This is a genomic window from Micromonospora mirobrigensis (assembly GCF_900091555.1).
GTDB classification, from domain to species: Bacteria; Actinomycetota; Actinomycetes; order Mycobacteriales; family Micromonosporaceae; genus Micromonospora; species Micromonospora mirobrigensis.
This window is the reverse complement of sequence record NZ_FMCX01000001.1, coordinates 1,170,140-1,193,611: the sequence shown is the minus strand read 5'-3', so window position 1 is coordinate 1,193,611 and position 23,472 is coordinate 1,170,140. Positions and strand designations below refer to the sequence as shown.

16 protein-coding genes and 1 pseudogene are annotated in these 23,472 nt (G+C 73.5%); 7 read left to right on the top strand and 10 right to left on the bottom strand.

Annotated elements, in window-relative coordinates:
* Nucleotides 1-115: 115 nt before the first annotated feature.
* Nucleotides 116-3,073, top strand: coding sequence for an SseB family protein (locus tag GA0070564_RS05595; protein WP_176730547.1), 2,958 nt, complete (start codon nucleotides 116-118; stop codon nucleotides 3,071-3,073).
* Nucleotides 3,070-3,435 (top strand): hypothetical protein, encoded by a 366-nt coding sequence (locus GA0070564_RS05590; RefSeq protein ID WP_091603390.1) that lies wholly within the window; start codon nucleotides 3,070-3,072, stop codon nucleotides 3,433-3,435. Before GA0070564_RS05595 ends, GA0070564_RS05590 begins: the two co-directional genes overlap by 4 nt.
* Nucleotide 3,436: 1 nt before the next feature.
* Here the strand turns inward: GA0070564_RS05590 and GA0070564_RS05585 are convergent, their stop codons facing one another.
* From GA0070564_RS05585 to acs, 5 genes are all read right to left on the bottom strand, one after another.
* The gene (locus GA0070564_RS05585; RefSeq protein ID WP_091603388.1) at nucleotides 3,437-4,369 is read right to left on the bottom strand and encodes an alpha/beta fold hydrolase; all 933 of its coding nucleotides are present in this window, start codon (nucleotides 4,367-4,369) and stop codon (nucleotides 3,437-3,439) included.
* Nucleotides 4,370-4,473: 104 nt separating this feature from the next.
* Nucleotides 4,474-4,827: a hypothetical protein gene (locus GA0070564_RS05580; protein WP_091604611.1), complete on the bottom strand. Its 354-nt coding sequence runs from the start codon at nucleotides 4,825-4,827 to the stop codon at nucleotides 4,474-4,476.
* A 230-nt stretch (nucleotides 4,828-5,057) separates the two neighbouring features.
* The gene (locus tag GA0070564_RS05575; RefSeq protein ID WP_091603385.1) at nucleotides 5,058-7,538 is read right to left on the bottom strand and encodes an immune inhibitor A domain-containing protein; all 2,481 of its coding nucleotides are present in this window, start codon (nucleotides 7,536-7,538) and stop codon (nucleotides 5,058-5,060) included.
* A gap of 322 nt (nucleotides 7,539-7,860) precedes the next feature.
* Nucleotides 7,861-10,185, bottom strand: a complete 2,325-nt coding sequence (locus tag GA0070564_RS05570) for an immune inhibitor A domain-containing protein (protein WP_091603382.1) — start codon at nucleotides 10,183-10,185, stop codon at nucleotides 7,861-7,863.
* Between the two features lie 400 nt (nucleotides 10,186-10,585).
* Nucleotides 10,586-12,577, bottom strand: coding sequence for an acetate--CoA ligase (acs, locus tag GA0070564_RS05565; RefSeq protein WP_091603379.1), 1,992 nt, complete (start codon nucleotides 12,575-12,577; stop codon nucleotides 10,586-10,588).
* 267 nt (nucleotides 12,578-12,844) lie between these two features.
* Between acs and GA0070564_RS05560 the strand changes: the two genes are divergently transcribed.
* Entirely contained in the window at nucleotides 12,845-13,591 is a 747-nt protein-coding gene (locus tag GA0070564_RS05560) for a Fic family protein (protein WP_091603376.1), read from the top strand.
* A 28-nt stretch (nucleotides 13,592-13,619) separates the two neighbouring features.
* Here the strand turns inward: GA0070564_RS05560 and GA0070564_RS05555 are convergent, their stop codons facing one another.
* The 5 genes from GA0070564_RS05555 to GA0070564_RS29595 all read right to left on the bottom strand — a co-directional run bounded on the left by GA0070564_RS05555 (nucleotide 13,620) and on the right by GA0070564_RS29595 (nucleotide 18,335).
* Complete coding sequence (locus GA0070564_RS05555; RefSeq protein ID WP_091603373.1) at nucleotides 13,620-14,252, bottom strand: TetR/AcrR family transcriptional regulator; 633 nt, start codon at nucleotides 14,250-14,252, stop codon at nucleotides 13,620-13,622.
* Complete coding sequence (locus tag GA0070564_RS05550) at nucleotides 14,147-15,502, bottom strand: methyltransferase (protein WP_091603370.1); 1,356 nt, start codon at nucleotides 15,500-15,502, stop codon at nucleotides 14,147-14,149. Before GA0070564_RS05550 ends, GA0070564_RS05555 begins: the two co-directional genes overlap by 106 nt.
* Nucleotides 15,499-16,392, bottom strand: coding sequence for a hypothetical protein (locus GA0070564_RS05545; RefSeq protein WP_091603367.1), 894 nt, complete (start codon nucleotides 16,390-16,392; stop codon nucleotides 15,499-15,501). Before GA0070564_RS05545 ends, GA0070564_RS05550 begins: the two co-directional genes overlap by 4 nt.
* Nucleotides 16,393-16,551: 159 nt before the next feature.
* A complete protein-coding gene (locus GA0070564_RS05540; protein WP_091603364.1) occupies nucleotides 16,552-17,358 on the bottom strand; it encodes an HAD family hydrolase in 807 nt (268 codons plus the stop codon).
* A 353-nt stretch (nucleotides 17,359-17,711) separates the two neighbouring features.
* Nucleotides 17,712-18,335, bottom strand: coding sequence for a VHL beta domain-containing protein (locus tag GA0070564_RS29595; protein ID WP_245669812.1), 624 nt, complete (start codon nucleotides 18,333-18,335; stop codon nucleotides 17,712-17,714).
* A 706-nt stretch (nucleotides 18,336-19,041) separates the two neighbouring features.
* On the opposite strand from GA0070564_RS29595, the gene ssd reads away from it, so the two are divergent.
* The 4 genes and pseudogenes from ssd to GA0070564_RS05515 all read left to right on the top strand — a co-directional run bounded on the left by ssd (nucleotide 19,042) and on the right by GA0070564_RS05515 (nucleotide 23,454).
* The gene (ssd, locus tag GA0070564_RS05530) at nucleotides 19,042-20,097 is read left to right on the top strand and encodes a septum site-determining protein Ssd (protein WP_176730587.1); all 1,056 of its coding nucleotides are present in this window, start codon (nucleotides 19,042-19,044) and stop codon (nucleotides 20,095-20,097) included.
* Nucleotides 20,094-21,305, top strand: coding sequence for a TadA family conjugal transfer-associated ATPase (locus GA0070564_RS05525; RefSeq protein ID WP_091603354.1), 1,212 nt, complete (start codon nucleotides 20,094-20,096; stop codon nucleotides 21,303-21,305). Before ssd ends, GA0070564_RS05525 begins: the two co-directional genes overlap by 4 nt.
* A 359-nt stretch (nucleotides 21,306-21,664) precedes the next feature.
* A pseudogene (locus GA0070564_RS05520) lies at nucleotides 21,665-22,438 on the top strand (hypothetical protein); the annotation flags it as partial.
* A gap of 404 nt (nucleotides 22,439-22,842) precedes the next feature.
* Nucleotides 22,843-23,454, top strand: a complete 612-nt coding sequence (locus tag GA0070564_RS05515; RefSeq protein ID WP_091604605.1) for a type II secretion system F family protein — start codon at nucleotides 22,843-22,845, stop codon at nucleotides 23,452-23,454.
* The last annotated feature ends 18 nt before the right edge of the window (nucleotides 23,455-23,472 follow it).

Sequence of the window (23,472 nt, the reverse complement as noted above, 5' to 3'; positions counted from 1 at the left end):
GTTATAGCTTCCGCCGTGACCCGGCGCACCGCCGCCGGCCAGCCATTGTGATCTTGTTACTACCTTGTAGGTTGTACGCGATGCCGATGGCCTTTTCGCGGGAGGAGAGGTGGCCGTGACCGACTGGGAGCCGGCTACCGAGGCCGAAGCGGCGATGCGCGACGCGCTGAGCGCGAACGACCAGGAGCTGTATTTCCGCATCCTGGCCCGTACTGATCTCCTGCTGCCCGTCTCCGGTCAGCCCGGGCCCGGCCAGTCGCCCGGGTGGGGCACCTGGACGACCAGCGGGCGGACGCACGTGCTGGCCTTCACCTCCCCGACCGCCCTGCGGGCCTGCCTGGGCGACTCGACCGGCCCCACCCGACGGGCCGCGTACACCGACCTGGCCGAGGACTGGCCCAACCACGAGTGGTGGCTGGCGGTCAACCCGGGGCTACCCATCGAGGGCTACCTGCCGGCCTGGTTCGTCACCCAACTGTCCCGGGGCGAGGTCCGGCTGCCGGGCCGCACCATGGGCGCCCGGGCCCGGTTGGAGCGGGCCGAGTCGCTGGCCCGGGCCAGGGCGAACGCGGTCGACCGGGAGGCGCCCCGACGGGAACCGACGCCCGCGCCCGCCCCGCCGAACCCGCCGGCCCGCCGCGAGAGCGACCGTCCCGGCCCGAGCGCGGTGCCGGCCCCGCTGCCCGGCCCCGCTGCGGAACCCGTCGACCGGACGATCCCGGTACGCGCTGCGGCGAGCCGCGGTGCGACGGCGTTCGGCCCGGCGGGCGAGTCGCCGTCGGCCGTGGAGAGCGGCCGTACCGGTTCGCCGCCGGTCCGTCCCGAGGGCCGGCCGGAGCCGTCCTCGATCGCGGCGGCCAACGGCTGGCGGGAGCGACCGGACGACGAGCAGTCGGGCCGGTCCTTCTTCGAGCCGTCCGCCCAGCGCCGCGCCGGCGGTGAGGAGACCCGCCGCCCCGCCGAGCGCGCGGTGCCCCCGTCCCGGTTGGGGCGGAGCGGTCAGCCCTTTCCCCGCCGCCGGCCGATCAGCGAGCCGGTGCCCGCGCCACCCGTCGGGCCGCTGCCCGAGGAACCGACCCAGGCGTTCCGGGTCCCGGTGGCCGACGACGGGCTCACCCAGGTGTTCCCGCGCCGTGCCCCGGAGCCGCCGGCTGAGGAGGCGACCCAGGTGTTCCGGGCGGGCGCCCCGGACCACGATCTGACGGTCTCGCTGCCACGGCGGGCGGAGCCGGCCCCCGAGCAGGCACGGGTCGGCGGCGAACGCCCGGCCGGCCCGTTGCCCCGTCGCCACCCGGACGAGCAGACCCAGCGGCTGGCCGGCTCGCCCTCGTACGCGGCGGCCGGGCAGCCCGTCTCCCCGGCCGGTGCCGACGTGGACGACCTGCCGCCGTCGATCGCCGAGCCGGTCTCCGCCCCGCCGGCGCCGCGGCGCAGCCTCTCCCCGATCGTCATCGAGGGCACGGTCATCGAGTCCCGCGACCTCGGCGAGGCAGAGCCGGCCGGCCCGGACCGCCCGGCCCCGACCGGACCGCCGGCCGCCAACGGCGCGGCCTGGACCACTCCGGCCCGACCCGTCGACCCGCCGACCCTGGAGGTACGCGCCGCCCGCCCGGCCGAGCCGGCGCTCGCGGTGGCCGAGTCGTCCGCGCCTGCCGCACCCCCGGTCACCCCGGTCGAGCCGATGTCCTCTCCGGCCGGGGCGTCCGAGCTGGCGGGCGGGTCGGTGACGGGACAGGATGCTGCGGTGCCGCCGTCGTGGGCGACGGCGGCCGAGAACCTGTCGGGTGGTCGGGAGCCGGTGGCCGAGGCCGTTCCGGAGGCTCGCCTGGCGGCCCCGGCCGCACCCGAACCGCCGTCCGCCGCACCCGCCACGGCGTCCACCGCAGGCGCGCCGCCCTCCGCTGCACCCGCACCCGCAGCGACGCCCCCCGCACCGGCGCCGTCGCCCGCGTCGCCCGCGACGACGCCCGCCGCACCGGCACCGTCGCCCGCCGCGTCCACGCCACCTGCGCCGGCCGTACCCGCACCGGCCGTACCCGCACCAGCGCGAACCGCACCCTCACCTCACCCGGCCGGGGCCGGGGCTCAGCCGGCCGCGTCCGCGCCCGCCGCGTTCACCCCGGCCAACGAGGTGGAGGAGGAGTTGCTGGCCTCCGCCGGCGCCGGCAACACCGACGGCTTCCTCTCCACGCTGCTGCTGGCCCGGGTGCTGCTGCCGGCCGCCCCCGGTTCCGCGCCGGGCAGCCGGCCGGGCGAGCCGGGCTTCGTCTGGCACACCGAGCAGTTGGACGGCGAACCGTACGTCCTGGTCTGGACGTCGCCCGAGCGGATGGCCGACGCCGCCGTCGGCCCGGTGGAGACCGTGCTGGTCCGGTTCGTGCAGCTGATCCGGCGCTGGCCGGACCGGACCTGGTCGTTCGCGGTCAACCCGGGGACCCCGGTCGGCGCCAAGCTGCCCGGTGAGCAGATCGTCGGGCTGGCCAACTGGGCCGCCGACGTCGGCCTGGGCGACGAGCCGGAGACCGAGCCGGCGGCGGCCGAGGAGCCGGCCAGCCGCCCCCGGGTGGCCCCGCCGGTGGTGGACCCGACCCGTCCGGTCGTGATGCAGAAGGCGGTCGCCCCGAGCCAGCTCGCCTACTACCTGGACCGCGGCTACGACCGGGTCTCCGGCTTCGTGCACCGGGCCGGTGAGCTGGCACACCTGCACACCCCCGCCGAGCTCTACGACGCGCTGGGCCTGGGCTATCCCGACTCGCCCTTCGACCGGGCCGCCAGCGAGATCTACGTGCTGCGCTGGCCGGCGCACCGGCCGAGCCTCTACCGGATCCCGTACGGCGGGCAGAACGAGGCCGCCATGCGGGCCATGGAGGGCTGGGTCATCGAGCGAGGGCCGTTCCGGGGCAACGGCTTCGCCCCGGGGGAGAGCAGCGACGTGGTGGCGGAGTTCAAGGTGGACAGCGCCCGGTTGCCGCACGGCGCCCAGCTGTGGCGGATCGGGGCGGACGGCGCCGAGCGGGTGGTGGCGGTGCTGGACACCGACGCGTTGCTCTGGCGACAGGCCGGTGAGGACTGATGCGCGACGGCTACGTGGCCCGCTGGCGCGGCCGGGAATACCAGGCCAGCCCGGACGGCGACGACGTACGGCTCTACCAGCCCGGCCCGGGGGACGGCTTCGCCGAGGTCCGGCCCGGCCGCTACGTGCGGGTGGTCCCGGCGACCGAGGTCGACGACCTGGCGTACGTCCGGACGACCTGCACCTGGCAGGGGCAGCCGTTCATCGTGCTCGCCGCGCAGGACGGCTGGCTGCGGGTGGAGTACACCGGCGGGCGCTGGCCGGTGGCCCGGGCGATGGGCCTGGAGGTCTTCGACTTCGGGGTCTACCAGGGCTGGGCGCCCGCCGCCGAGGTCGCCGACCTGCGCGAGCAGCGGGTCTGAGTCAGGACTTCGTCCAGCGCAGGATCTCGCCCAGCACCACGTCGCGGGCCTCGACGTGGGGGAAGTGCCCCACCCCGTCCAGCAGCCGCCACTCGTAGGGGGCGGTGACATAGCGGCCGGAGCCCTGGGCGGTCCGGGCCAGGCTCGCCACGTCGGCGGCGCCGTGCAGTTGCAGGGTCGGGGTGACCAGCGGCTTCTGCATCAGCTTGACGAACCGGTAGCCGTGCAGCCGCAGCACCGACCGGAACGCCCACCGGTAGCCCTCCAACGCGCAGAACGCCGCCTGCGGGATCCGCATCGCCGTCCGGCAGGCCCGGGCGTACGCCTCGAAGTCTCCACCGGCGACCCAGGCCGGCCCGCCCCAGCGGCGCAGCAGCGACTCCACCTCGGCGGCGTCGTCCCGGGTCAGCACGTGCTCGTAGCGGGGCAGCTGGTATTTCAGGGTGGGCGTCGAGGCGGAGAACTGCCCGCGCGGGTCGGCGAAGATGGCGGCGCGCAGCCGCAGCGGGTGCGGGGCGCCGAGCACCACCAGCCGACGCACCAGGTTGGGGTGGAACGACGCCACGGTCCAGGCGATCATGCCGCCGGCCCCGGTGCCGACCACCGTGGCCGAGCGTTCGCCGAGCGCCCGGATCAGGCCGGCCACGTCGGCGGCGAGGGTGTAACCGTCGTACCCCCGGGGTGGCTTGTCGCTCGCGCCGTAACCGCGCAGGTCCACGGCGACCGCCCGGAAGCCGGCGTCGGCCACGGCGGGCAGCATCTCGTGCCAGGCCCACCAGTACTCCGGGAAGCCGTGCAGGAAGAGCACCATCGGCCCGGTGCCCGCCTCCACCACGTGGAACCGGCTGCCGTTGGCGCCGACGAAGCGGTGCGTCCAGGGCCCCTCGGTGAGGACGCAGGACTCGTCGACGGCTCCGCCGTGCTGCTCGGTCATGGGCACAGCCTAGGACCCGGTCGACCTGGCCGGCCCGCCCGTCGGTGCGGATGTGACGGCCGGTCGGGTGTGCGGGCCGCCGCCAGTCCGGCCGGGTGGCCCGCTCAGCGGGTCGACGGCCGGTCGGTGACGATCCGCATGGGCGTGCCGGGGCCGCAGTCGAACGGCTCGGCGGGCGGCGCGACCCGCAGGGTGACGAAGGCGCCGACGGCCAGGGGGCCGGCGTCCGGGCCGTGCAGCGCGTACTCCCGGTCGTTCTCGTCGACCAGGCCGTAGCAGGGGCCGTCGCCGCCGCGGGTGATCCGGCCGGCGATCAGGTCGGTGGGCCGGTTGTCGGTGGGTTTGCGCGGCGGCGCGGTCGGCCGGGGCGGGGTCGGCGGGCGGGTGGCCGACAGCGACGGCCGGTCGGCCGGCGCGACCGGGTCGCCGGTGGGGGAGGTGGCCTGGTCGTCGGGCATCGGCGCTCCGTTCCCGGCCGTTGCACAGCCGGTGAGAGGGACGAGCAGGGCCAGCACGAGGCCGGCGGGCATCGCCACGGTACGTCGGTTCACCCGGATCTGACTCGGCGGAGGCCGGCCCGGTTCCCGCCGTACCCGTCGGGTCGCCGCGTCGGGGGCCGGACAGGGCGATGCCCGGGCGGGGTGACCCCGCCCGGGCATCGCGTGCTGATGGAGCGCTGACCCTCAGGTCAGGAGATGCGGATCTTCATCGAGGTGCCGTTCTGCTCCAGAACGCGGATCTTGACCCCGTTGTTCGGGACCTTGACGCCGTGGTTCGGCAGCTCCGCGTACCAGTACTGCTTGCTGTCGTCGAACAGCGGCGCCGGACCCTGGCCCCGGATGTACGAGGGCTGGCTGTTCACGTGGAGGGTGAACGAGTCGGCCTTCTTGAGGCTGAACGGCGCGTCGTAGACCTGGACCCGGGCCCGCCAGGCGTTACCGGTCAGGTTGTACAGCGGCTTCGGCCGGGAGTCGATGTTCAGGTTCCGACCCTCGCCCGGGTGGCCGCCGGGGTTGTTGACCTTGTCGTACGGCATGGTGTTGTTGTCCGCCCACCGGGTGTTCCAGTAGGTGATCAGCAGACCCTGCTGGTACGCGTAGTGGTCCACGTAGTCCGGCCGCGTGTTGGCGTAGCCGAAGTAGTACGGACCGGTCTTGAGGTACTGGTCGTACGAGACGTAGGAGCGGTTCGCCGCGATGTAGAAGTTGTCGAAGTCGCGGGTGTAGGTCTCCTCGACGATGCTGAAGCCGTTGAGGGCCCAGCCGTTCGCGCCGTTCTCGGCGCCGTCGGAGAGGACGGTCTGCCCGTCGGCGGTTACCGTGATGGCGTCGCCGAAGAAGCCACCCTCGGAGACACCGCCGTCGGTGATGTAGTGGTAGCGGAACTGCACGACCTTGCCCGCCGCCACGTCCATCGGGATGGTCAGATCGACCCAGTCGGCGACACCGTCGTCGTCGGTGTCGGAGATGCCGTCAAGGGCGTTCCGGCCATTGCCGTCGGTCTTCGGCTGGCCGTTGACCAGGAAGGGCAGCGCGACCCAGTTCTGGCCACCGTCCAGCGACGCCTCGAAGTACATGTAGTCGTAGTCGGTCTCGATGTTGTAGCGAGCCTTCATCGACAGCGAGGCAGAGGACTTCCCGGTGAAGTCGAACGTCCGGGTCATCGTGGTGTTCAGGTTGTCGTCGTTGCCGGAGAAGTACTGCTTGGTGCCCTCCGCCGGCTTGCCGTTGTTGAACTCGTAGGGGCGCTGCGGGAGCACCACCACCGCAGCCTGGGCCTTGGCGGAGTTGTACTCGGACGGACCGAGCTTGATCGTCTGCGGGTCCTGCTTGGCCGGGACCACGGTCTCGTAGTCCAGCCAGCCGAGCTGCAGCTTGTTCCAGGCGCCCAGGTCGGCGCCGCGCTCACCGAGGCCGGCGTCGTTCTTGGCGCTGACCCGGCTCTGCGCCATCAGCGTCCAGTGCTCGAGGCTGTTGTCACCGCTGGTGCCGGTGTTGTAGTCGTCCGGCAGACCCAGGTCGTGACCGTACTCGTGGTAGAAGACGCTCCGGCCGCCGTTCTCCGGCTGCACCGTGTAGTCGCCGATCCAGACGCCGGTGTCGCCGATCTGGGTGCCGCCGAGCTTGGCCTGCGGCGGGCCGGTCTGGCCCTGGTCGGTGCCGAAGGCGTACCACCGGTGGCTCCAGATGGCGTCCTCACCCTGGTACGGGTCACCGTCGGCCTGGTCGCCGCCGGCGTGGACGATCTGGAAGTGGTCGATGTAGCCGTCCGGCTCGTTGAAGTTGCCGTCGCCGTCGACGTCGTAGCGGTCCCACTGGTCGAAGGACTTGACGTCGGCCGCGATCTCGGCGTCGGTGCGGCCCTGCTTCTTCTGGTCCGCGACCCACTGGTTGGCCGCGTCCCGAACCAGCTCCCAGGTGTTCTGGCAGGTGGTGGAGGCGCAGACGGCCGGGTCGTTGCCGTTGGCGTCGGTCGGGTTGTCGTTCGACCGACCGTAGCGGGCCTCGTTGTACTTGACCTTGACCCAGTCGGTGACCTCGCCGTCGACCGTGTACCGGCCGGACGACTGGGCCTCGTAGTACTGCTTGAGCGACTCGTCGCCCTGCCCGGTGCCGAAGTACAGCTTGCGGTAGTGGTCCGCGCTGTAGTCCGGCTGCCAGACGGTGGAGTTGTCGACGGCCCGGTTCGGCGCGTCGATCTCGTTGTGCAGGGGCCCGTCGAACCGGGTCGGCCCAGGGGTGTTCGGGTCGATGTCCTTGTCCGGGAAGGACGGGTGCCGCTCGTTGCCGAACTCAGCCAGGATCACGAAGATCCGGTCCGACTTCTCCCGCTCCAGCTCGACGTACTGGTCGGTGCGGGCAGCCGCCGCGTTGACCGCCGTCCGCGCCTTGGTGTTCCGGCCGGCGGCGTTGGTCGCGGTCTTGCCGACCTTGACGACGGTGCTGCCGTTGATCTTCTGCGGCTTCGCCCGCCCGGAGAGGACCTCGCTGAGGCCCTCCTGGCGCAGCGCTCGCCGCTTCTCCTCGAGCGGGTTGGGCAGGTCGTGGTCGACCTGGGCGGGCTCGGTGACCGACGGAGCGGACGTCGGCGCCTTCGGCAGCGGAGCGGCACTGGCGGACGAGGCCGCCACCAGACCGGTCGCCGTCAGCGACAAACCGAGCAGACCCACTGCGACTTTGCGCACGTGGTACCTCCGGTGTGAGGGAACCGGCCCAACGGGGGTTCGGGCCGGTGAGATCGGTCCCACTGAGGGGACCAATGGTGAACATAGACACTCCTGGGGCAGGTGTGAAGATTGGTGCGTCGTTTTGTTGCAGAAATTTGTTGAAGGAGCTCCGCCCCGTCACATCGATCGACTGGCAGAGCCGTCCTGGGCTGGGTGAACGTCGATGTCCGCCGGACGGTGACAGGTTTCGATCGATCGTCGGGTACGCACGAGAAAGGGGCCGGAGGCGTTCGCCTCCGGCCCCTTCCGGGGTGTCGCTACCCGATCAGTTGCTGACCTTGACGATCATGTCGCTGGTCGGGGTGGTGCCCTGCTGGAGGATCTCGATCTTGGTGCCGGTGCCGGCCACCTTCACCGAGTTCCACGGGTTGCTGCTGTTCCAGTACTTGTTCGCGCCGCTGTCGGTGAAGAGCGGGTTCGGGTCGAGCGCCGGAACGGTGACCGCCACGCCGTTCTTGTGGAAGGTCTGCGCCGGCTTGGTGTACAGGCTGAACGTCGCGTCGTAGCCGTTGCGGCGGTTGCTGATGGTGCCCTCGCCGCCGACCTTGATCTGGCCGGGCCGGACGTCGACCGGCAGGTTCAGGCCGTAGCCCGGGTGCGCCGACGTGTTGTTGTCGCCGTAGGCGTAGTTCACGTACCAGACCAGCATGCCGGGCTGGTTCGCGAAGCGCTCGACGAAGTCCGGCCGGGTGGTGCCCCAGCCGAAGTTGTAGCCACCGGTCCGCAGCGTGTCGTCGTAACCGAAGTAGGTCCGGTTCTCGGCGAGGTAGAAGCGGGGGTACGAGTCGGTGACCGAGCCGCCCATCCGGGTGAAGCCCTTGACCGCCCAGTCCGCCGACAGCGTCTCCGCGTCGTCGGTCCACGCGACCGCGCCGTTGCGGGTCAGCGAGATGTTGTCCAGGAACGCGCCGGCGTAGTGCAGGCCGCCGTCGGTGGCGTAGCGGTAGCGGAAGGTGATGCTCTTGCCGGCGTACGCCGAGAGGTCGTACGTCGAGTCCACCCACGCGCCGTTGCTGGAGCCGTCGATGCCGTCCTCGAGGGTGCCGTCGGTGGACCGCGTGTCGTGCAGGTTGTTCTTCAGCGGCGTCCAGGTGGCCCCACCGTCGGTGGAGACCTCGGCGAAGAGGTAGTCGTAGTCCTCTTCGATCTCGTAGGAGAGCTTCGACGAGATCGACGCGGTGGTCGCGCCGGTCAGGTCGATGGTGCGGGTCAGCGTGTTGTTCGCGCTGTCGGCCGCCCCACCCCACCACTCGTACGACCCGCCGAACGGCGTGTTGTACTTCGTGGTCTGCGTCTGCGCGGGCAGATTGACCAGGACCGCCTGGGCCTTCGGCCCGTCGCTGTCACCGGCCGGGCCCAGGGTGACCTGGGTGCTGCCCTTGCCGTACTCGACCGTGCTGTGGTTCAGCCAGCCCAGGAAGAGCTTCGACCACGGGTCCATGTAACCCGGGGTCGAGCCGATGTCGTCCTTGCCGTGGCTGAGCCACGAGCCCGAGGACATCAGCGTCCAGAAACCGGTGCCGTTGTCGCCACCCTGGGTGTCGTACAGGTCCGGCAGGCCGAGGTCGTGGCCGTACTCGTGGGTGAAGACGCCCAGGCCGCCGTTCTCCGGCTCGGTGGTGTAGTCACCGATCCAGAGGCCGGTGTCGCCGATCTGCACACCGCCGTCGAGGTTGCCCGACGGGCCGTTCTTGCCCACGCCGGAGGCGACCTTCCAACGGTGCGACCAGATGGCGTCCTCGCCCTGGGCGCCGCCGCCGGCCTCCTCGCCCTCGCCCGCGTGCACCGCCTGGAAGTGGTCGATGTACCCGTCGGGCTCGTTGAAGTCGCCGTCGCCGTCGTGGTCGTACCGGTCCCAGACGTCGAACTGCTTGAGGTAGCCCTGGATCTCGGCCTGGGACTTGCCGGCCTTGACCTGGGCCTGGTACCACGCCGTGGCGCTGTCGCGGATGAAGGCCCAGTAGCCGTCGTTCTCCGCGATGTTGTTGCTGCCGTACCGGGCCTCGTTGTAGGGCACGGTGACCCAGTCGCTGACGTCGCCGCCAACGGTGTAACGGCCGCCGGACTGCTTCAGGTAGAAGTCCTTGAAGGACTCGCCCGCACCGTAGAACATGTCCATGTAGTGGGCCCGCGAGAAGTCGGACCGCCACAGGGTGCTGTTGTTGTCGGTGGAGCTGCCGTCCCAGTTGCGGTCCGGCTCGGGGATCTGGTTGACCACCGGGCCGGGCGTGCCGCCGGTGGCCGGGTTGGTCTTGTCGCCGAAGTTGACCAGCATGGTGAAGATCGGGTCGGTCTTCGGGGCCTGCTGGTACTCGACGAACACGTCGTCCTTGACCTCGACGACCTTGGAGCCGTTGCGGGTCTGGACCTTGGCCTTGCCGGACAGCACGTCGGCGATGGCCTGCTTCTTGAGCTCCCGCTGGTGATCCACCTTCGGATCGGGGAGGTTGTCCCTGCCGTGCTTCGCCTTGGTGGCGCCGGAGGTCGGTTCCGCCGCGGGGGTGGCGGCGGACGCCGGCACCGTGACGGCGCCGGCTGCCAGCAGCGCGGCCGTGGCCGAGGCCAGGCCTGCTGCGACTCGTCTCCTCAAAGGTCCTCCTCCTTTGTGGAATCTGTTACATGACGGTGACGGACTGCGCCGTCCGCTGTCATGTGATTCGTTCTCGACGATGGCACGAGATTGGTCACTTGTCACCGGGCAAGCAGGCAAGTTTCTGAGTATTTTTTGCCATCAAAACGGGCCAATGCCGCGTCAGGGCACCGAAAAACTCAGCTAATTGTCAGCCCGACATCACTCACGGTGAGCGGATTATGAGGTCCCCGATATGGAGCGTCGACGGGTGCAAAAATGTCACACGATTCGACGGGGATCGACGGGTCGGTGTCAGAAAATAGCGGGTCCCGCCCGGAGCAGTGTGCTCCGGACGGGACCCGCTGGATACCCCGTCCCGACGAAACAGGGCGTATCAGGCCAGATCCGCGTACGCCGATCAGTCCTCGGCCTTGCCGCCCTGCAGGCCGGAGGAGATCAGCTCCATCACCGAGGAGTCCTGGAGCGTGGTGACGTCGCCGAGCGACCGGTTCTCCGCCACGTCCCGCAGCAATCGGCGCATGATCTTGCCGGAGCGGGTCTTCGGCAGCTCCGGCACCAGCATGATCTGCCGCGGCTTGGCGATCGGGCCGAGCGTCTTCGCGACGTGGTTGCGCAGCTCGGCGATGAGCTGCTCACCGGCCTCGCCGGAGATGTCGGCGGTGCCGCGCGGGATGGCGAACGCGACGATCGCCTGGCCGGTGGTCGGGTCGGTCGCGCCGACCACCGCCGCCTCGGCCACCGACGGGTGGCTCACCAGCGCCGACTCCACCTCGGTGGTGGAGATGTTGTGGCCGGACACCAGCATCACGTCGTCGACCCGGCCGAGCAGCCAGATGTGCCCGTCGTCGTCCTTCTTCGCGCCGTCCCCGGCGAAGTAGATCCACTGGTCGCCGCCGGTGTTGCCGGCGCCCGCCCCGAACCGGGACCAGTACGTCTCCAGGAACCGGTTGTCGTCGCCCCAGATGGTGCGCAGCATCGACGGCCACGGCTCGCGCAGCACCAGGTAGCCGCCGCCGCCGTTCGGCACCGACTGGCCCTGGTCGTCGACCACGTCGGCGACCACGCCGGGCAGCGGGGTCATCGCCGAGCCGGGCTTGGTCTCGGTGACGCCGGGCAGCGGCGAGATCATGATCGCCCCGGTCTCGGTCTGCCACCAGGTGTCCACGATGGGCAGCTCACCCCGGCCGACGTGCTGCCTGTACCACATCCACGCCTCGGGGTTGATCGGCTCGCCGACGCTGCCCAGCAGCCGCAGCGACGACAGGTCGAAGCCGGCCGGGATGTCCTCGCCCCACTTCATCATGGTGCGGATCAGCGTCGGCGCGGTGTACAGGATGCTCACCTTGTACCTGTCGACGATCTCCCAGAACCGGCCCTTGTGCGGGGTGTCCGGGGTGCCCTCGTACATGACCTGGGTGGCGCCGTTGGCCAGCGGGCCGTACACGATGTAGGAGTGGCCGGTCACCCAGCCGATGTCGGCGGTGCACCAGTAGACGTCGGTCTCCGGCTTCAGGTCGAAGACCGCGTGTGCGGTGTACGCCGCCTGGGTCAGGTAGCCGCCGGTGGTGTGCAGGATGCCCTTCGGGCGGGCGGTGGTGCCGCTGGTGTAGAGGATGAACAGCGGGTGCTCGGCGTCGAACGGCTGCGCGGTGTGCTCCGGCGCGGCGGTCTCCACCGTCTCGTGCCACCAGTGGTCCTTCGCCGACCAGGCGACCTCCTCGCCGGTGCGGCGGACCACCAGCACGTGCTCGATCGTCGGGCAGTTCGCCACCGCCTTGTCGACGGTCGGCTTCAGCGCCGACGGCTTGCCCCGCCGGTAGCCACCGTCGGCGGTGATCACCACCTTGGCGCTGGCGTCCTGGATCCGGTTGGTCAGCGCGTCGGCGGAGAAGCCGCCGAAGACCACGCTGTGCGTCGCGCCGATCCGCGCGCAGGCCAGCATCGCCACCGCCGCCTCGGGGATCATCGGCAGGTAGATGGCCACCCGGTCACCGGCGACCACGCCCAGGTCGGTCAGCGCGTTGGCCGCCCGGCAGGTCAGCTCGTGCAGGTCGGCGTAGGTGAGGGTGCGGGTGTCACCCGGCTCGCCCTCCCAGTGGATCGCCACCTTGTCGCCCCGGCCGGCCTCGACGTGCCGGTCCAGGCAGTTGTACGCCACGTTGAGCTGCCCGCCGACGAACCACTTCGCGAACGGCGCGTTCGACCAGTCGAGCACCTGGTCCCACCTGCGTGCCCAGGCCAGCCGGTCGGCCTGCCGCTCCCAGAAGGCCAGCCGGTCGCCGGCCGCCTCGTCGTACGCGTCGGCGGTGACGTTGGCGTTCGCCGCGAGTTCGGCCGGGGGCGGGAACTGCCGCGTCTCGTTCAGCAAGTTGGCCAATGCCTCGCTCATGCCGTGACTCCTCCGTCGCGTGACCAGCGTCTCCTACCCGGCCGAGGTTATCCCCGCCGCCCTGCCCCCGCGACAGCTCGCCCCCCGCCGCCGCGCCCAGCGGCCCACCGCACGCGCCGAGATGTAAGCAGGGGCCCCTTCTTAACGCCTGCGGTAGAGCAGGGGCCCCTTCTTAACACCGCTCCGCGGGGACCGGACCGGGTGGCGGTGGTCGCTTCCGGGCGACCGGCGGGTGGGCACCGGTCACCGGTCGCTAGCGTTGCGGGGGTGACCACCGATCCGCTCGCCCCGCTGCTGGAGCTCGCCGACATCGCGCCCGCCGTCGAGCGGGCCCGCGACCACGTCGACCAGGCCATGCGGCACCGCGCCCTGCGCCGCCAGGGCGGCCAGGTCGCCGCCGAGGTCAGCCTCCGGTCCGCGGTGGCCAGCGCCGCCCTCGAGGGGTACGCCCACGAGCGCGAGGCGGTCCGCACCGGCACCGTCACCGAGCCGGTGCTCCAGGGCGCGCTCCGGGTGGCCGGCGCGCTGCCCCAGCTGGTGGAGCTCTGGCCGAAGGCGCCCCGGCAGGCGCTGGCCAAGCTGCACGTGCTGGCCGCGCGGGACGTCGTACCCGAATCGGAGCTGGGGCGGCCGGTGGCCGACCCGGTGGTCGCGGTCCGGCTGGACGGCCTGGCCGGGCTGGTGGCCGGGGGGACGAAGGTCTCGCCGCTGGTGCTGGCCGCGGTGGTGCACGGCGAGCTGCTCAACCTGCGCCCGTTCGCCGGCCCGTCCGGGGTGGTGGCCCGGGGCGCGGCGCGGCTGGTGCTGATGTCCCGCGGCGTGGACCCGCGCGGCCTGGTGGCGGTGGACGTCGGGCACCGCGAGCGGGAGCCGGAGTACGTCGGCGCGGCCGGCGCCTTCGCCACCGGCACCCCGGACGGGCTGCGGTCCTGGCTGCGGCACTACCTGACGGCGGTGGAGGTGGGCGCCGACCAGCTCACCGCGATCGGCGACGACCTGCTCGCCGCCTCCTGAGCCGGTCCCGGCGGGCCTGTGGCCGGGCTCAGTCCCGGCGGGTCGCCCGGTTGACCTTCGCCTGTACCGCCCGGCGGGCGATCGGCCCGAGGTCGTCGACGATCTCGATGAGCACGGCGAGCTGGTCCAGCGCCGCCATCGCCCGTTCGGCGCCGGCCCGGTCCACCCCGTCGTAGAGCTCCAACCCCACGAACGCCGCGGAGACCGCCCGGGCCAGGCCGGGCACGTCGGCGATCTCGGCGAACGGGGAGCCGGCCAGCAGTCGGCGCAGCACCGACTCGATCTCGTCCACCCAGAGTTGCAGCGCAGCGGCCGTCGGGGCGGCCAACCGCTCGTCGGTCTGCGCGCCGGCCAGCATCTGGGCGAGGAACGAGACGTTGCCCAGGTGCCGCTCCTCCTCGTGCAGGGCCCGCCCGACGTCGAGCAGTTCGCGCAGCGACCTCACCCCGGCCAGCCGGCGCGACCAGTGCCCCACCCGTTCGGCGGTGCTCGTCCGGCAGGCCGCCGTCAACAGGTCGTCCACCGTGCCGAAGTGGTAGAAGACCAGTGCCTGGTTCACCCCGGCGGCGGCGGCGATGGTGCGGGCCGAGATCCCGGCGATGCCGTGCTGCCGGATCGCCGCGATGGTGCCGTCGAGGAGGCGCTGCTTGGTGTCGGACATCGTTCTCCTCGCGGGTTCGCCGGGTGCGGCGCTGCGATCATCGCATCGGTCACCAGCTGCGCGAACCAGGTGACCCCGGGCAGCCGCAGCGTCCAGCCCAGCAGGGCCCAGCCGAGGTGCAGATGGTCGAGCGCGCGGGCGACGGCGGCCACCCCCCGATCCGTGTGACCGTCGCCGCCCGCGTACTCGGCCCGCCACTGGTGCGCGGCGGCGGGCAGGATCATGAGGTGCACCGGGTCGCGGCGCTCCAGGAAACGGCGGGTCGCGGCGCACGGACCGCAGCCGTCGTCCAGCCAGAGGACGGCGGGCGGACCGACGGCGTACGGCCGGCGGCGCGGCCACCAGTCGCGGACCCGGCGCCGGTAGTCCCGCCACGGGCCGCCGTGCCGCCGGGCCAGGTCGTCCCCCTCGTGCGGCCTGGCCACCCCGGCGCCGAAGGCCACGGCCGCGCCGGCCACCCCCAGCAGGGCCAGGCTGCGGGTCGCCGCGGCGGTCAGCAGCACCAGCGCCACGGCGCTGACCTGCATCGGGTTGGCCAGATAGGCGTACGGCCCGGTGGTGACCAGGCGCGGCGGCGGATCCCACGGGTACGGGGTGCCGCCGCCGCGTACCGCGAGCTCCCGCACCGCCGCCAGGGCCGGTGTGGCGGCCAGCAGCGCCAGCTGGGCGAGGACCAGCAGCCGGGACGCCGGTAGCCCGGTCAGCCGGTCCCAGGAGCCGTCGCCGAACTCGAACGCGACGGTGGGCAGGAACCACAGCAGCAGCGCGGCGAAGAGCCCCAACTGGAGGAGGGTACGCAGGGCCAGGTGCCGACGGTCGGCGCTGCACCGACCGAGCAGCTGCGCTGGTGCTGCCACGCCCAGCAGGCCGACCAGCTCACCCACCGGCCAGTGCGGGCCGAGCCGGACCAGCGGCGACAGCGCCGGCATCGTCACCGCGTCCAGCCAGAGCAGCAGGCCCAGGGCGAGGGGCGGTGGAACGTGCCGACGCAGCAGCACGGGCAGCGGGCCCCAGAGCGCCGACCAGCCGATCCACAGGTCCACCGGCAGTCCACGGAAGGTGCCCGCCACCGGTGCGAAGTTCCACCAGCCGGCCGGCCGGGCCAGCCCGTCGAGCGCGGCCACTCCGATCCCGGCGGCCACGAAGGCGAGCAGCGCGGCGGCCCGGGCGTCCCGGGAGCGTTCGACCCGGCCGGCGGCCAGCACCGCCAGCAGGGGAAGCGCCAGGCTCAGGTGCCGGGCCAGGGTCATCGCAGGGCCAGCATGTCCAGCAGGTGACCGGCGCCCGCGCCGAGCAGGACGTCCTGGAGCGGACCGAAGTACCAGGAGGGGTCGAGCCCGCGCCGGAAGTCGACCCGGACGCGCACCTCGGTGTGGCCCGGGTCGACCGGCCGCCAGCGCAGGTCGGCGTGCTCGAAGGCGAGCCAGCGCCCGGTGATCGACGTGTCCTCGACGAACCGGAAGGCCAGGTGCTCGGGCTCGTGGGCCGCCACCTCGGCGACCAGGTGCCCGCCCGGGCCGTGCGCGCTGCCGTGGTAACCGAACATCCAGCGGTCACCCGGGTCGAGCCCGTCCCCGGTGACCTGCCCCGGGGTGGGGACGCCGAGCAGCCGCAACGGCACCGACCGGACCCCGACCGGGTGGGGGCCGTGGGCCAGCCGGGCGGCGACCTGGTCGGCGGGGAGGGCGACCACCCGTACCACCTCGACCGACTGCTCCGGATCGAAGCGAGGGGCGACACCGCTGCCCTCCAGCCCGGGCAGGAGCAGCAGCGGCACGGCCAGCACCGCGTACGAGCGCTCGCAGCGGCGTACCGCGTCGATCGCCGCCGTGGTGCCGTGCGCCACCGCGTACACCAGCGGAGCCGCCAGGATGACGCAGACCGCGCCCTCGTGCAGCGCGACCGCCGCCAGGAGCAGGGCGATCGTGGTCACCGAGAAGACCCGGCCGTGCGCCGTACGCCCGGGGGTGAGGGCGAGTGCCACGGCCAGCAGCACCGGCAGCGCCACGAAGAGCAGCGCGCTGTCGGCGTGCCCCTGGCTGACGGTGGTCACGAAGAGGGCCAGCCCGCAGGCCGCGATCATGCCGGCCAGCACCCAGTTCGCCCTGGTACGCCGTGGCCGTTCGTCCGTCCCGCTCATCTCGACCTCCCGTTTTGAGCACCCGCTCAACGCGGAGGGTAGCGTCGATTGAGCAGTCGCTCAAGAGGCTGGACGACCGAGCGGCCACGAAGGGTCTGTCCTGGACGCGCTACGGCGCGATGGGGCGTCGATCTGTGCCTGGAGGGCGACCCGGGCGGGTCAGGCGGCGGGGACGGCGGTGCGGGTGCGGCGGTGCCGGCCGTACCAGGCGATGCCGATGGCCACCCCGACCCCGACGCCGAGCGCCGCGGCGGCGACCGGCACGGCGGGGCGTTCCCGCAGTCGCCGGCCCAGCGGGATGGGGTGCCGGAACTCCAGCACCGGCCAGGTGTTCTCCGCGGCCAGCTTGCGCAGCGCCCGGTCCGGGTTGACCACGGTCGGGTGGCCCACGCACTCCAGCAGCGGGCGGTCGCTGTACGAGTCGGAGTACGCGTAGCAGTCGGTCAGGTCGTACCCGCGCTCGGTGGCCAGCTCGCCCACGGCGTCGACCTTGCTCGGGCCGGCCGCGTAGAACTCGACCTCCCCGCTGTACCGGCCGTCCTCGACCGCCATCCGGGTGGCGATCACGTCGGTCACGCCGAGCAGCGCGCCGATCGGCCGGACCATCTCCTCGCCGGAGGCGGAGACCAGCACGACGTCCCGGCCGGCCGCCTGGTGCTCCTCGATCAGGGCGGCGGCCTCGGCGTACACGTAGGGGTTGATCAGCTCGTGCAGCGTCTCCGCGACGATCTGGCGGACCTGTTCCACCTGCCACCCCTTACAGAGCGTGGCGAGATAGTCCCGGGTGCGGGCCATGGTCTGCTCGTCGGTGCCGCCCAACCGGAACATCAGCTGCGCGTACGCCGACTTGACCACGTCCCGTCGGGTGATCAGGCCGTCACGGTAGAACGGACGGCCGAACGCCAAGGCACTCGACTTGGCGATGACGGTCTTGTCCAGATCGAAGAAAGCGGCACTTCGGCCCACGGCGCGAAAGTCTAGCCCGATCACGCAGGGTCGGCGGGTGGCCGGGGTCAGGCAGTGGGGAGATTCCCGGACCCGACGTGGCGACAGCGCTCAAAGTGACGCCCCTCACACCGAAAGTCATCAAAATTAGGCGGTGAGTAGGGCTGACGGCACTCGACGTGTGCACGTTGCTGCGGCATGCTTGTCATCACGACGAGTGTTCATGTCTCGTACCCCGGACAGACCCTCGGCGGTTGCACCCCCCGTGACCGCTGAGTGGTTCGGCTCAACCCCCCCGGAGCCGAACCGCCGACGACCCCCGTCACCCCCCCGACGGGGGTCGTCCCTTTCCGGGCGGTGTGGCCGAGCACGGCTCAGCGGACGACGGCGCTGGCGATCTCCGGGGCGGGCAGGAAGCAGACCAGGGCGACACCCGCGCCGTCGGTCACCACCCACGGATGCCCGACATAGGTCTGCTGGCGGTACGACTGCCCGGGTTGCAGCGAGGTGTAGGGCTGCCGCTGGCCGCCGTAGTCGAGCCAATAGACCGTCACCGGCTCGGATCGGGCGTTGGCGAAGTCGACGAAGGTCTCCGGGCCGCCGCCGCTGGACCGCAGGCTCGGCTCCTGCGACGGGGGCAACGGCGAGAGCTCGCCGGGCCCCGGCACCGGTGGCTGGGTGGTCGGCGGCGGTGGCGGCGGAGCGGTGCTGGCCGGCGACGTGCTCGGCCGGTCGGGCGGTCGGGTGATCGCGGTGCCGGTCGGCTTCGGTGTCGGCTTCGCCTTCGGCGAGGCCAGCCGGGTCGAGAGCGACACCGGCGCCGGTGAGAAGGTCCGGCCGGGCGGGGCGGGCGCCGGCGTCGACGGGCCCGCGACGCCGATCACCTCGCCGGCCTGGGGCGGCGGCAGCCCCGCCCGGCGCGGCGAGGCGAAGAACGGCTGAAGGGCCAGCAGCACCACGGCGAGCGCGCCGACCCCCACCAGGGTCAGCACGAACACGGTCCGGGACTCCGCCCGGCCGCCGTCGCGCTCCGCGATCGGGCCCGACGTGGTCCAGCCCCGCGACGGCGCCTCCCCGGTGCCACGGCGCCGGGCCGTCCACGACGGAGCGATCTCCGGTGTACGTCCGTCCGGTCGCAACGGTGATCCGTGTCCAGGCTTGACTTCCGGTGCGTCGGCCATGGCCCCGCCTTCGGCGTCCCCGGTGCCGCCCCACGCGGCACCGGGGAACGATTATCCGGGGCGGTCGTTGCCCGACGTCAATGGTTCCGCAGGGCAGAAACAACGAGAACGTTCGTCAACTGTCTCCGGCTCGGTGGACCCGGGTCGAGCCGACGGGTCCGCTGGTCAGGCCGATTTCGCGACGGCCGGTCCGGACACGTGACGAACCGTCGGCGCCGATCGCTGATATGGCCCGGAAATCTGTTCCGGATCATGATTTCGGCGCAGAATGCCTGCTCACAGTCGGTGCGGTTGTCCGCTCTTCGACAATGCGGACCGGCGCTCGCGGGGGACGTCCTCCATAACAGATCCACCGGGCCGGCGGGTCGTCGTCCACAACGCCGCCCGCTGTCCACAGGCGAGCGGTGGGGCGTCGCCCGGAGGGGCGCTCGGGGGCAGGGTCTGGTCCAGCACCCGAGCCCGACCGCTGGAGGCCACGATGCCACCCCGTACCTTCCCCGCCCGCCCGCGACTGCCGTTGCTGGTGACCTCCGACGGTGACCTCCTCGACGAGCTGCTCCGCCTCGCCGCGGCGGGAGGCACCGAGGTGGAACTCGCCGCCGACCCCGCGGCCGCCCGGACCCGATGGCTGCCCGCACCCCTGGTGCTGGTCGGCAGCGATCAGGCGCAGGCCTGCCTGCGCGCCCGGCTGCCCCACCGGCCCGGGACGGTCCTGGTAGGCCGCGCGGGACAGCTCGACCCGCGCTGGGAGATCGCCGAGCTGATCGGCGCCGAGCACGTCGCGACGCTGCCCGCCGCCGAGCCCTGGCTGGTCGACCGGTTCGCCGAGTGCACACCGGACCGCGGTGGCGCCGGCCCGGCGCGGATCGTCGCGGTGCTCGGCGGGCGGGGCGGGGCCGGGGCCAGCGTGCTGGCCGGTGGACTTGCCGTCACGGCCGCCCGGGCCCGGCTGCGCACCCTGCTGGTGGACGCCGATCCGCTCGGCGGCGGGCTCGACCTGGTGCTCGGCTGGGAGCAGCTGGACGGCCTGCGGTGGCCCTCGCTCACCGACGCCGACGGCCGGGTCGACGCCCCCGCGCTGGTCCGCGCCCTGCCCAGCCGGGGCGACCTCGTCGTGCTGTCCTGGGACCGGGGAGACCTGCTCAACCTGCCCGCCCAGGCGATGGCGGCCACCGTGGACGCCGCCCGGCGGGGCCGGGACTTCGTGGTGATCGACCTGCCCCGGCAGCTCGACGACGCCGCGGTGGTCGCCCTCCAGGCCGCCGAGCGGGCCTTCCTCGTCGTCCCCGCCGAGCTGCGGGCCACGGCGGCGGCCGCCCGGGTCGCCGCCGCGGCGGCACCGCACTGCGCCGAGCTGGCCGCCATCGTCCGCGGCCCGGCACCCGGTCGGCTGAAGGCCACCGAGGTCGCTCGCGCGCTCGGCCTGCCGCTGGCCGGAACGCTCCGCCCCGAGCCGGGACTGTGCCGCGGGCTGGAACGGGGCGAGGCCCCCGCCGCGGCCGGCCGCGGCCCGCTCGCCGCGCTCTGCCAACGGCTGGTCGAGGAACTGACCGGCGCCACCGGCGCGGGTGCGGCATGACCGACCGGCCCGCCGCCGAGGAGCTCGCCGCCCGCGTCCGGCGGCGCTTCGCCGCCGCGGACACCCCGGTCACTCCCGCGTCGGTCGTCAGCGCCGTACGCGCCGACCCCACGGCCGGTGTCCTCGGCGACACCACCGTGCTGCGGATGGCCGACCGGGTGCACGACGACCTCGTCGGCGCCGGCCCGCTCGCCCCGCTGCTGGCCGACCCGGACGTCACCGACGTGCTGGTCAACGGGGTCCGGGTCTGGGTGGACCGGGGAAACGGGCTGCACCAGGTGGCCGTACCGCTCGGCGGGCCGGACGACGTCCGGCGGCTGGCCCAGCGCCTCGCCGCGAGCGCCGGCCGGCGGCTGGACGACGGCTCGCCGTACGTCGACGCCCGGCTCGCCGACGGCACCCGGCTGCACGCCGTCCTGCCGCCGGTGGCGACCGACGGGCCCTACCTGTCCCTGCGCACCTTCCGGCAGCGGCCGTTCACCCTCGACGAGCTGGTACGCCACGGCACCGTGCCGCGGCCACTGGCCCCCGTGCTCGCCGCGATCGTCGCGGCCCGGCTCGCTTACCTGGTCACCGGGGGCACCGGGTCGGGCAAGACCACCCTGCTCAACACGCTGCTCGGGATGGTGCCGTCGACCGAGCGCATCGTGCTGGTCGAGGACGCCGCCGAGCTGCGACCGGTGCATCCGCACGTGGTCGGCCTCCAGGCCCGCACGTCCAACGTCGAGGGCACCGGTGCGGTCGTCCTCGGCGACCTGGTCCGGCAGGCGCTGCGGATGCGACCGGACCGACTGGTGGTGGGGGAGTGCCGGGGCGCCGAGGTGGTCGACCTCCTCGCCGCCCTGAACACCGGCCACGAGGGTGGGGCGGGGACGCTGCACGCGAACGCGCCGACGGACGTACCGGCCCGGTTGGAGGCGCTCGGCCTGCTCGGTGGGCTGCCCCGGGCGGCGCTGCACGCTCAGGTCGCCGCGGCCCTCCAGGTGGTGCTCCAGGTTCGTCGAGGCGGGAACGGGCGGGTCCTGGAGTCGGTCTGCCTGCTGCTGCCCGAGGGACCGGACCGGCTGGTCACCGCCGTACCGGCGTGGATCCGTGGGCGTGGGCTCGGGCTGGCCGGACGCGCGCTGGCGGCGCTGCTGCACGAGCGCGGGGTCGCCGTGCCACCGCTGCTCTGCTCGGCCTGGCCGGGATCGGCAGGTCCGGCATGAATCCGGCCCTCTGGGCGGTGGCCCTCCTGCTGGGCGGGGCGGCGGTGGCGGTCGCCTGGCCGGTGCGTACCAGCCGGGCCCGCCGCCGCAAGGTGCTCGGCACGGGAGTGGCGGGGGCGGACCGTGCCGGGGAGGCCGCTCGCCACGGCACCCCGTCGACTCCGGGCCGGGAAGCGCGTGACCGGACCGGTGGCGGGCACCGCGCGGGCCACGGTTCCGTCCTCTCGATCGGGGCCGGCCAGGCCGGTGACGTGGGGGTGTGGGAGTCCACCGGACCGGCCACCCCTCGGCCGCCCGTCTCGACCGGCACGCCCGTCCCGCCCGGGCACCTGGTGGACCGCCGCGCCCACGGTCCATGGCGATCGGCAGGACGGCCGCCGACCGGTGGCCCACCGGGCCGGCGCGACCCCCGCCGTCCGGAGGGCGGCCCCGATCGGAGCGGCGGCCGGTCGATTCGCGGCTCGGCGTCGTTCGGCGCCGGCCGCCCGTCCCGGCTCACTCCCGGGCGGGTGACCCTCCTGACGGTTCTGGCCGGCGCCACGGTGGGTGCCCTGCTGGGTGGCCCGGTCGCGACGGTCGCGGTGGCCGGCTACGGGGCGTTCGGTGTCCGCTCGGTCCGCCGGCGGCGCGCCGTCCGGCACGCCGCGCTGGCCCGCCGCCGCCGACTGGACCAGCTCTGCGCGCTCGCCGCCGACCTGCGTGCGGGGCTGCCGGTGCCGGTGGCGGCCGAGGGAATCACCGACGCCGCGGTGACCGGACCCGAGGTGCGGCCGGCCCGGCCGGGCGGCGCGGACCGGCTGGCGCAGCTGGCCCGGGCCGCGGTGCGACTCGCCGACCGGACCGGGGCGCCCCTGGCCGAGCTGGTGGAACGGATCGAGGCGGACGCCCGGGCCACGGACCGGGGCCTCGCCGCCGCGGCGGCCCAGGCCGCCGGGGCCCGGGCCACCGCCCTGCTGCTGGCGGTGCTGCCGCTCGGCGGCATCGGCCTCGGGTACGGCATCGGCGTCGACCCCGTCGCGGTGCTGCTGCACACCCCGGTCGGCGGTGGTTGCGCGGTCGCCGCGATCGTCCTCCAGGTCGCCGGGCTGCTCTGGGCGGAGCGGCTCGGGGCGGCACCGGCGGGGGAGAGCTGATGAGCCGGGTGCCGTTGCTCGCCGGTTGCCTGATCGCCGCGGCCCTGCTCGTCGCCTGCTGGCCGGTTCCGGTGCGCCGGGCCGCCCACCGGCTCCGGATGGCCGGCCTGGCCCGTCCGGCCACCGACCTCGACCGCTCCAACGCCGGCCTGGCGCCTCCGGCCACCGCCACCGACCTCGACCGCTCCAACGCCGGCCTGGCGCCTCCGGCCACCGCCACCGAACTCGACCGCTCCAACGCCGGCCTGGCGCCTCCGGCCACCGCCACCGAACTCGACCGCTCGCACGCCGGCCTGAGCCGTCCAGCCGCCCCCACCGACCCAGACCGCCCGGCGGTCGGCCCGACCCGGCCGGCCGCCACCGCCGACCCCGACCGCCGAAGCGCCGGCCGTACGGCAATCGGGATGGGCCGGTGGGCGGCCAGAACGGACGTGATCCGGCTGAGTGCCGCGCTGGCCGGGCTGGCGGTGCTGGTCGTGGTAGGTGGCTGGGTGGGACTCTTCGGTGCCGTCCTCACCGCGACGGTCGCCGATCGCCTGCTCCGGCGCGTCGAACCGCGAGCCGTCCGGGACCGCCGACTCCGCGAGCTGGCCGACCTTCCGCTCGCCGCGGACCTCCTGGCGGCCACGCTGCGGGCCGGTGCTCCCGTCGACCACTCGGTGCTCGCGGTCGCCGACGCCCTCGGCGGTCCGCTGGCCGACCGCCTCGGCCGGGTGGGCCGAACCCTGCTGCTCGGTGGCGGGCCGGACGAGGCCTGGGCGCACCTGACGCCGGTGCCCGGCGCGGACCGTCTGGTCACCGCGGCGGTGCGGTCGTCGAGCAGCGGGGCGGCCCTGGCCGGTGCCCTCACCCGGCTCGCCGACGACCTACGGGCCGATCGGGCCACCGCCGCCGAGGCGTCGGCCCGGCGTGCCGGTGTGCTGATCGTGCTGCCGCTGGGGCTCTGCTTCCTGCCGGCCTTCATTCTCGCCGGCCTGGTGCCGGTGATCGTCGCCGTCCTCGGCGACGTGCTCTGACAACCGAGGAGAGAGGAA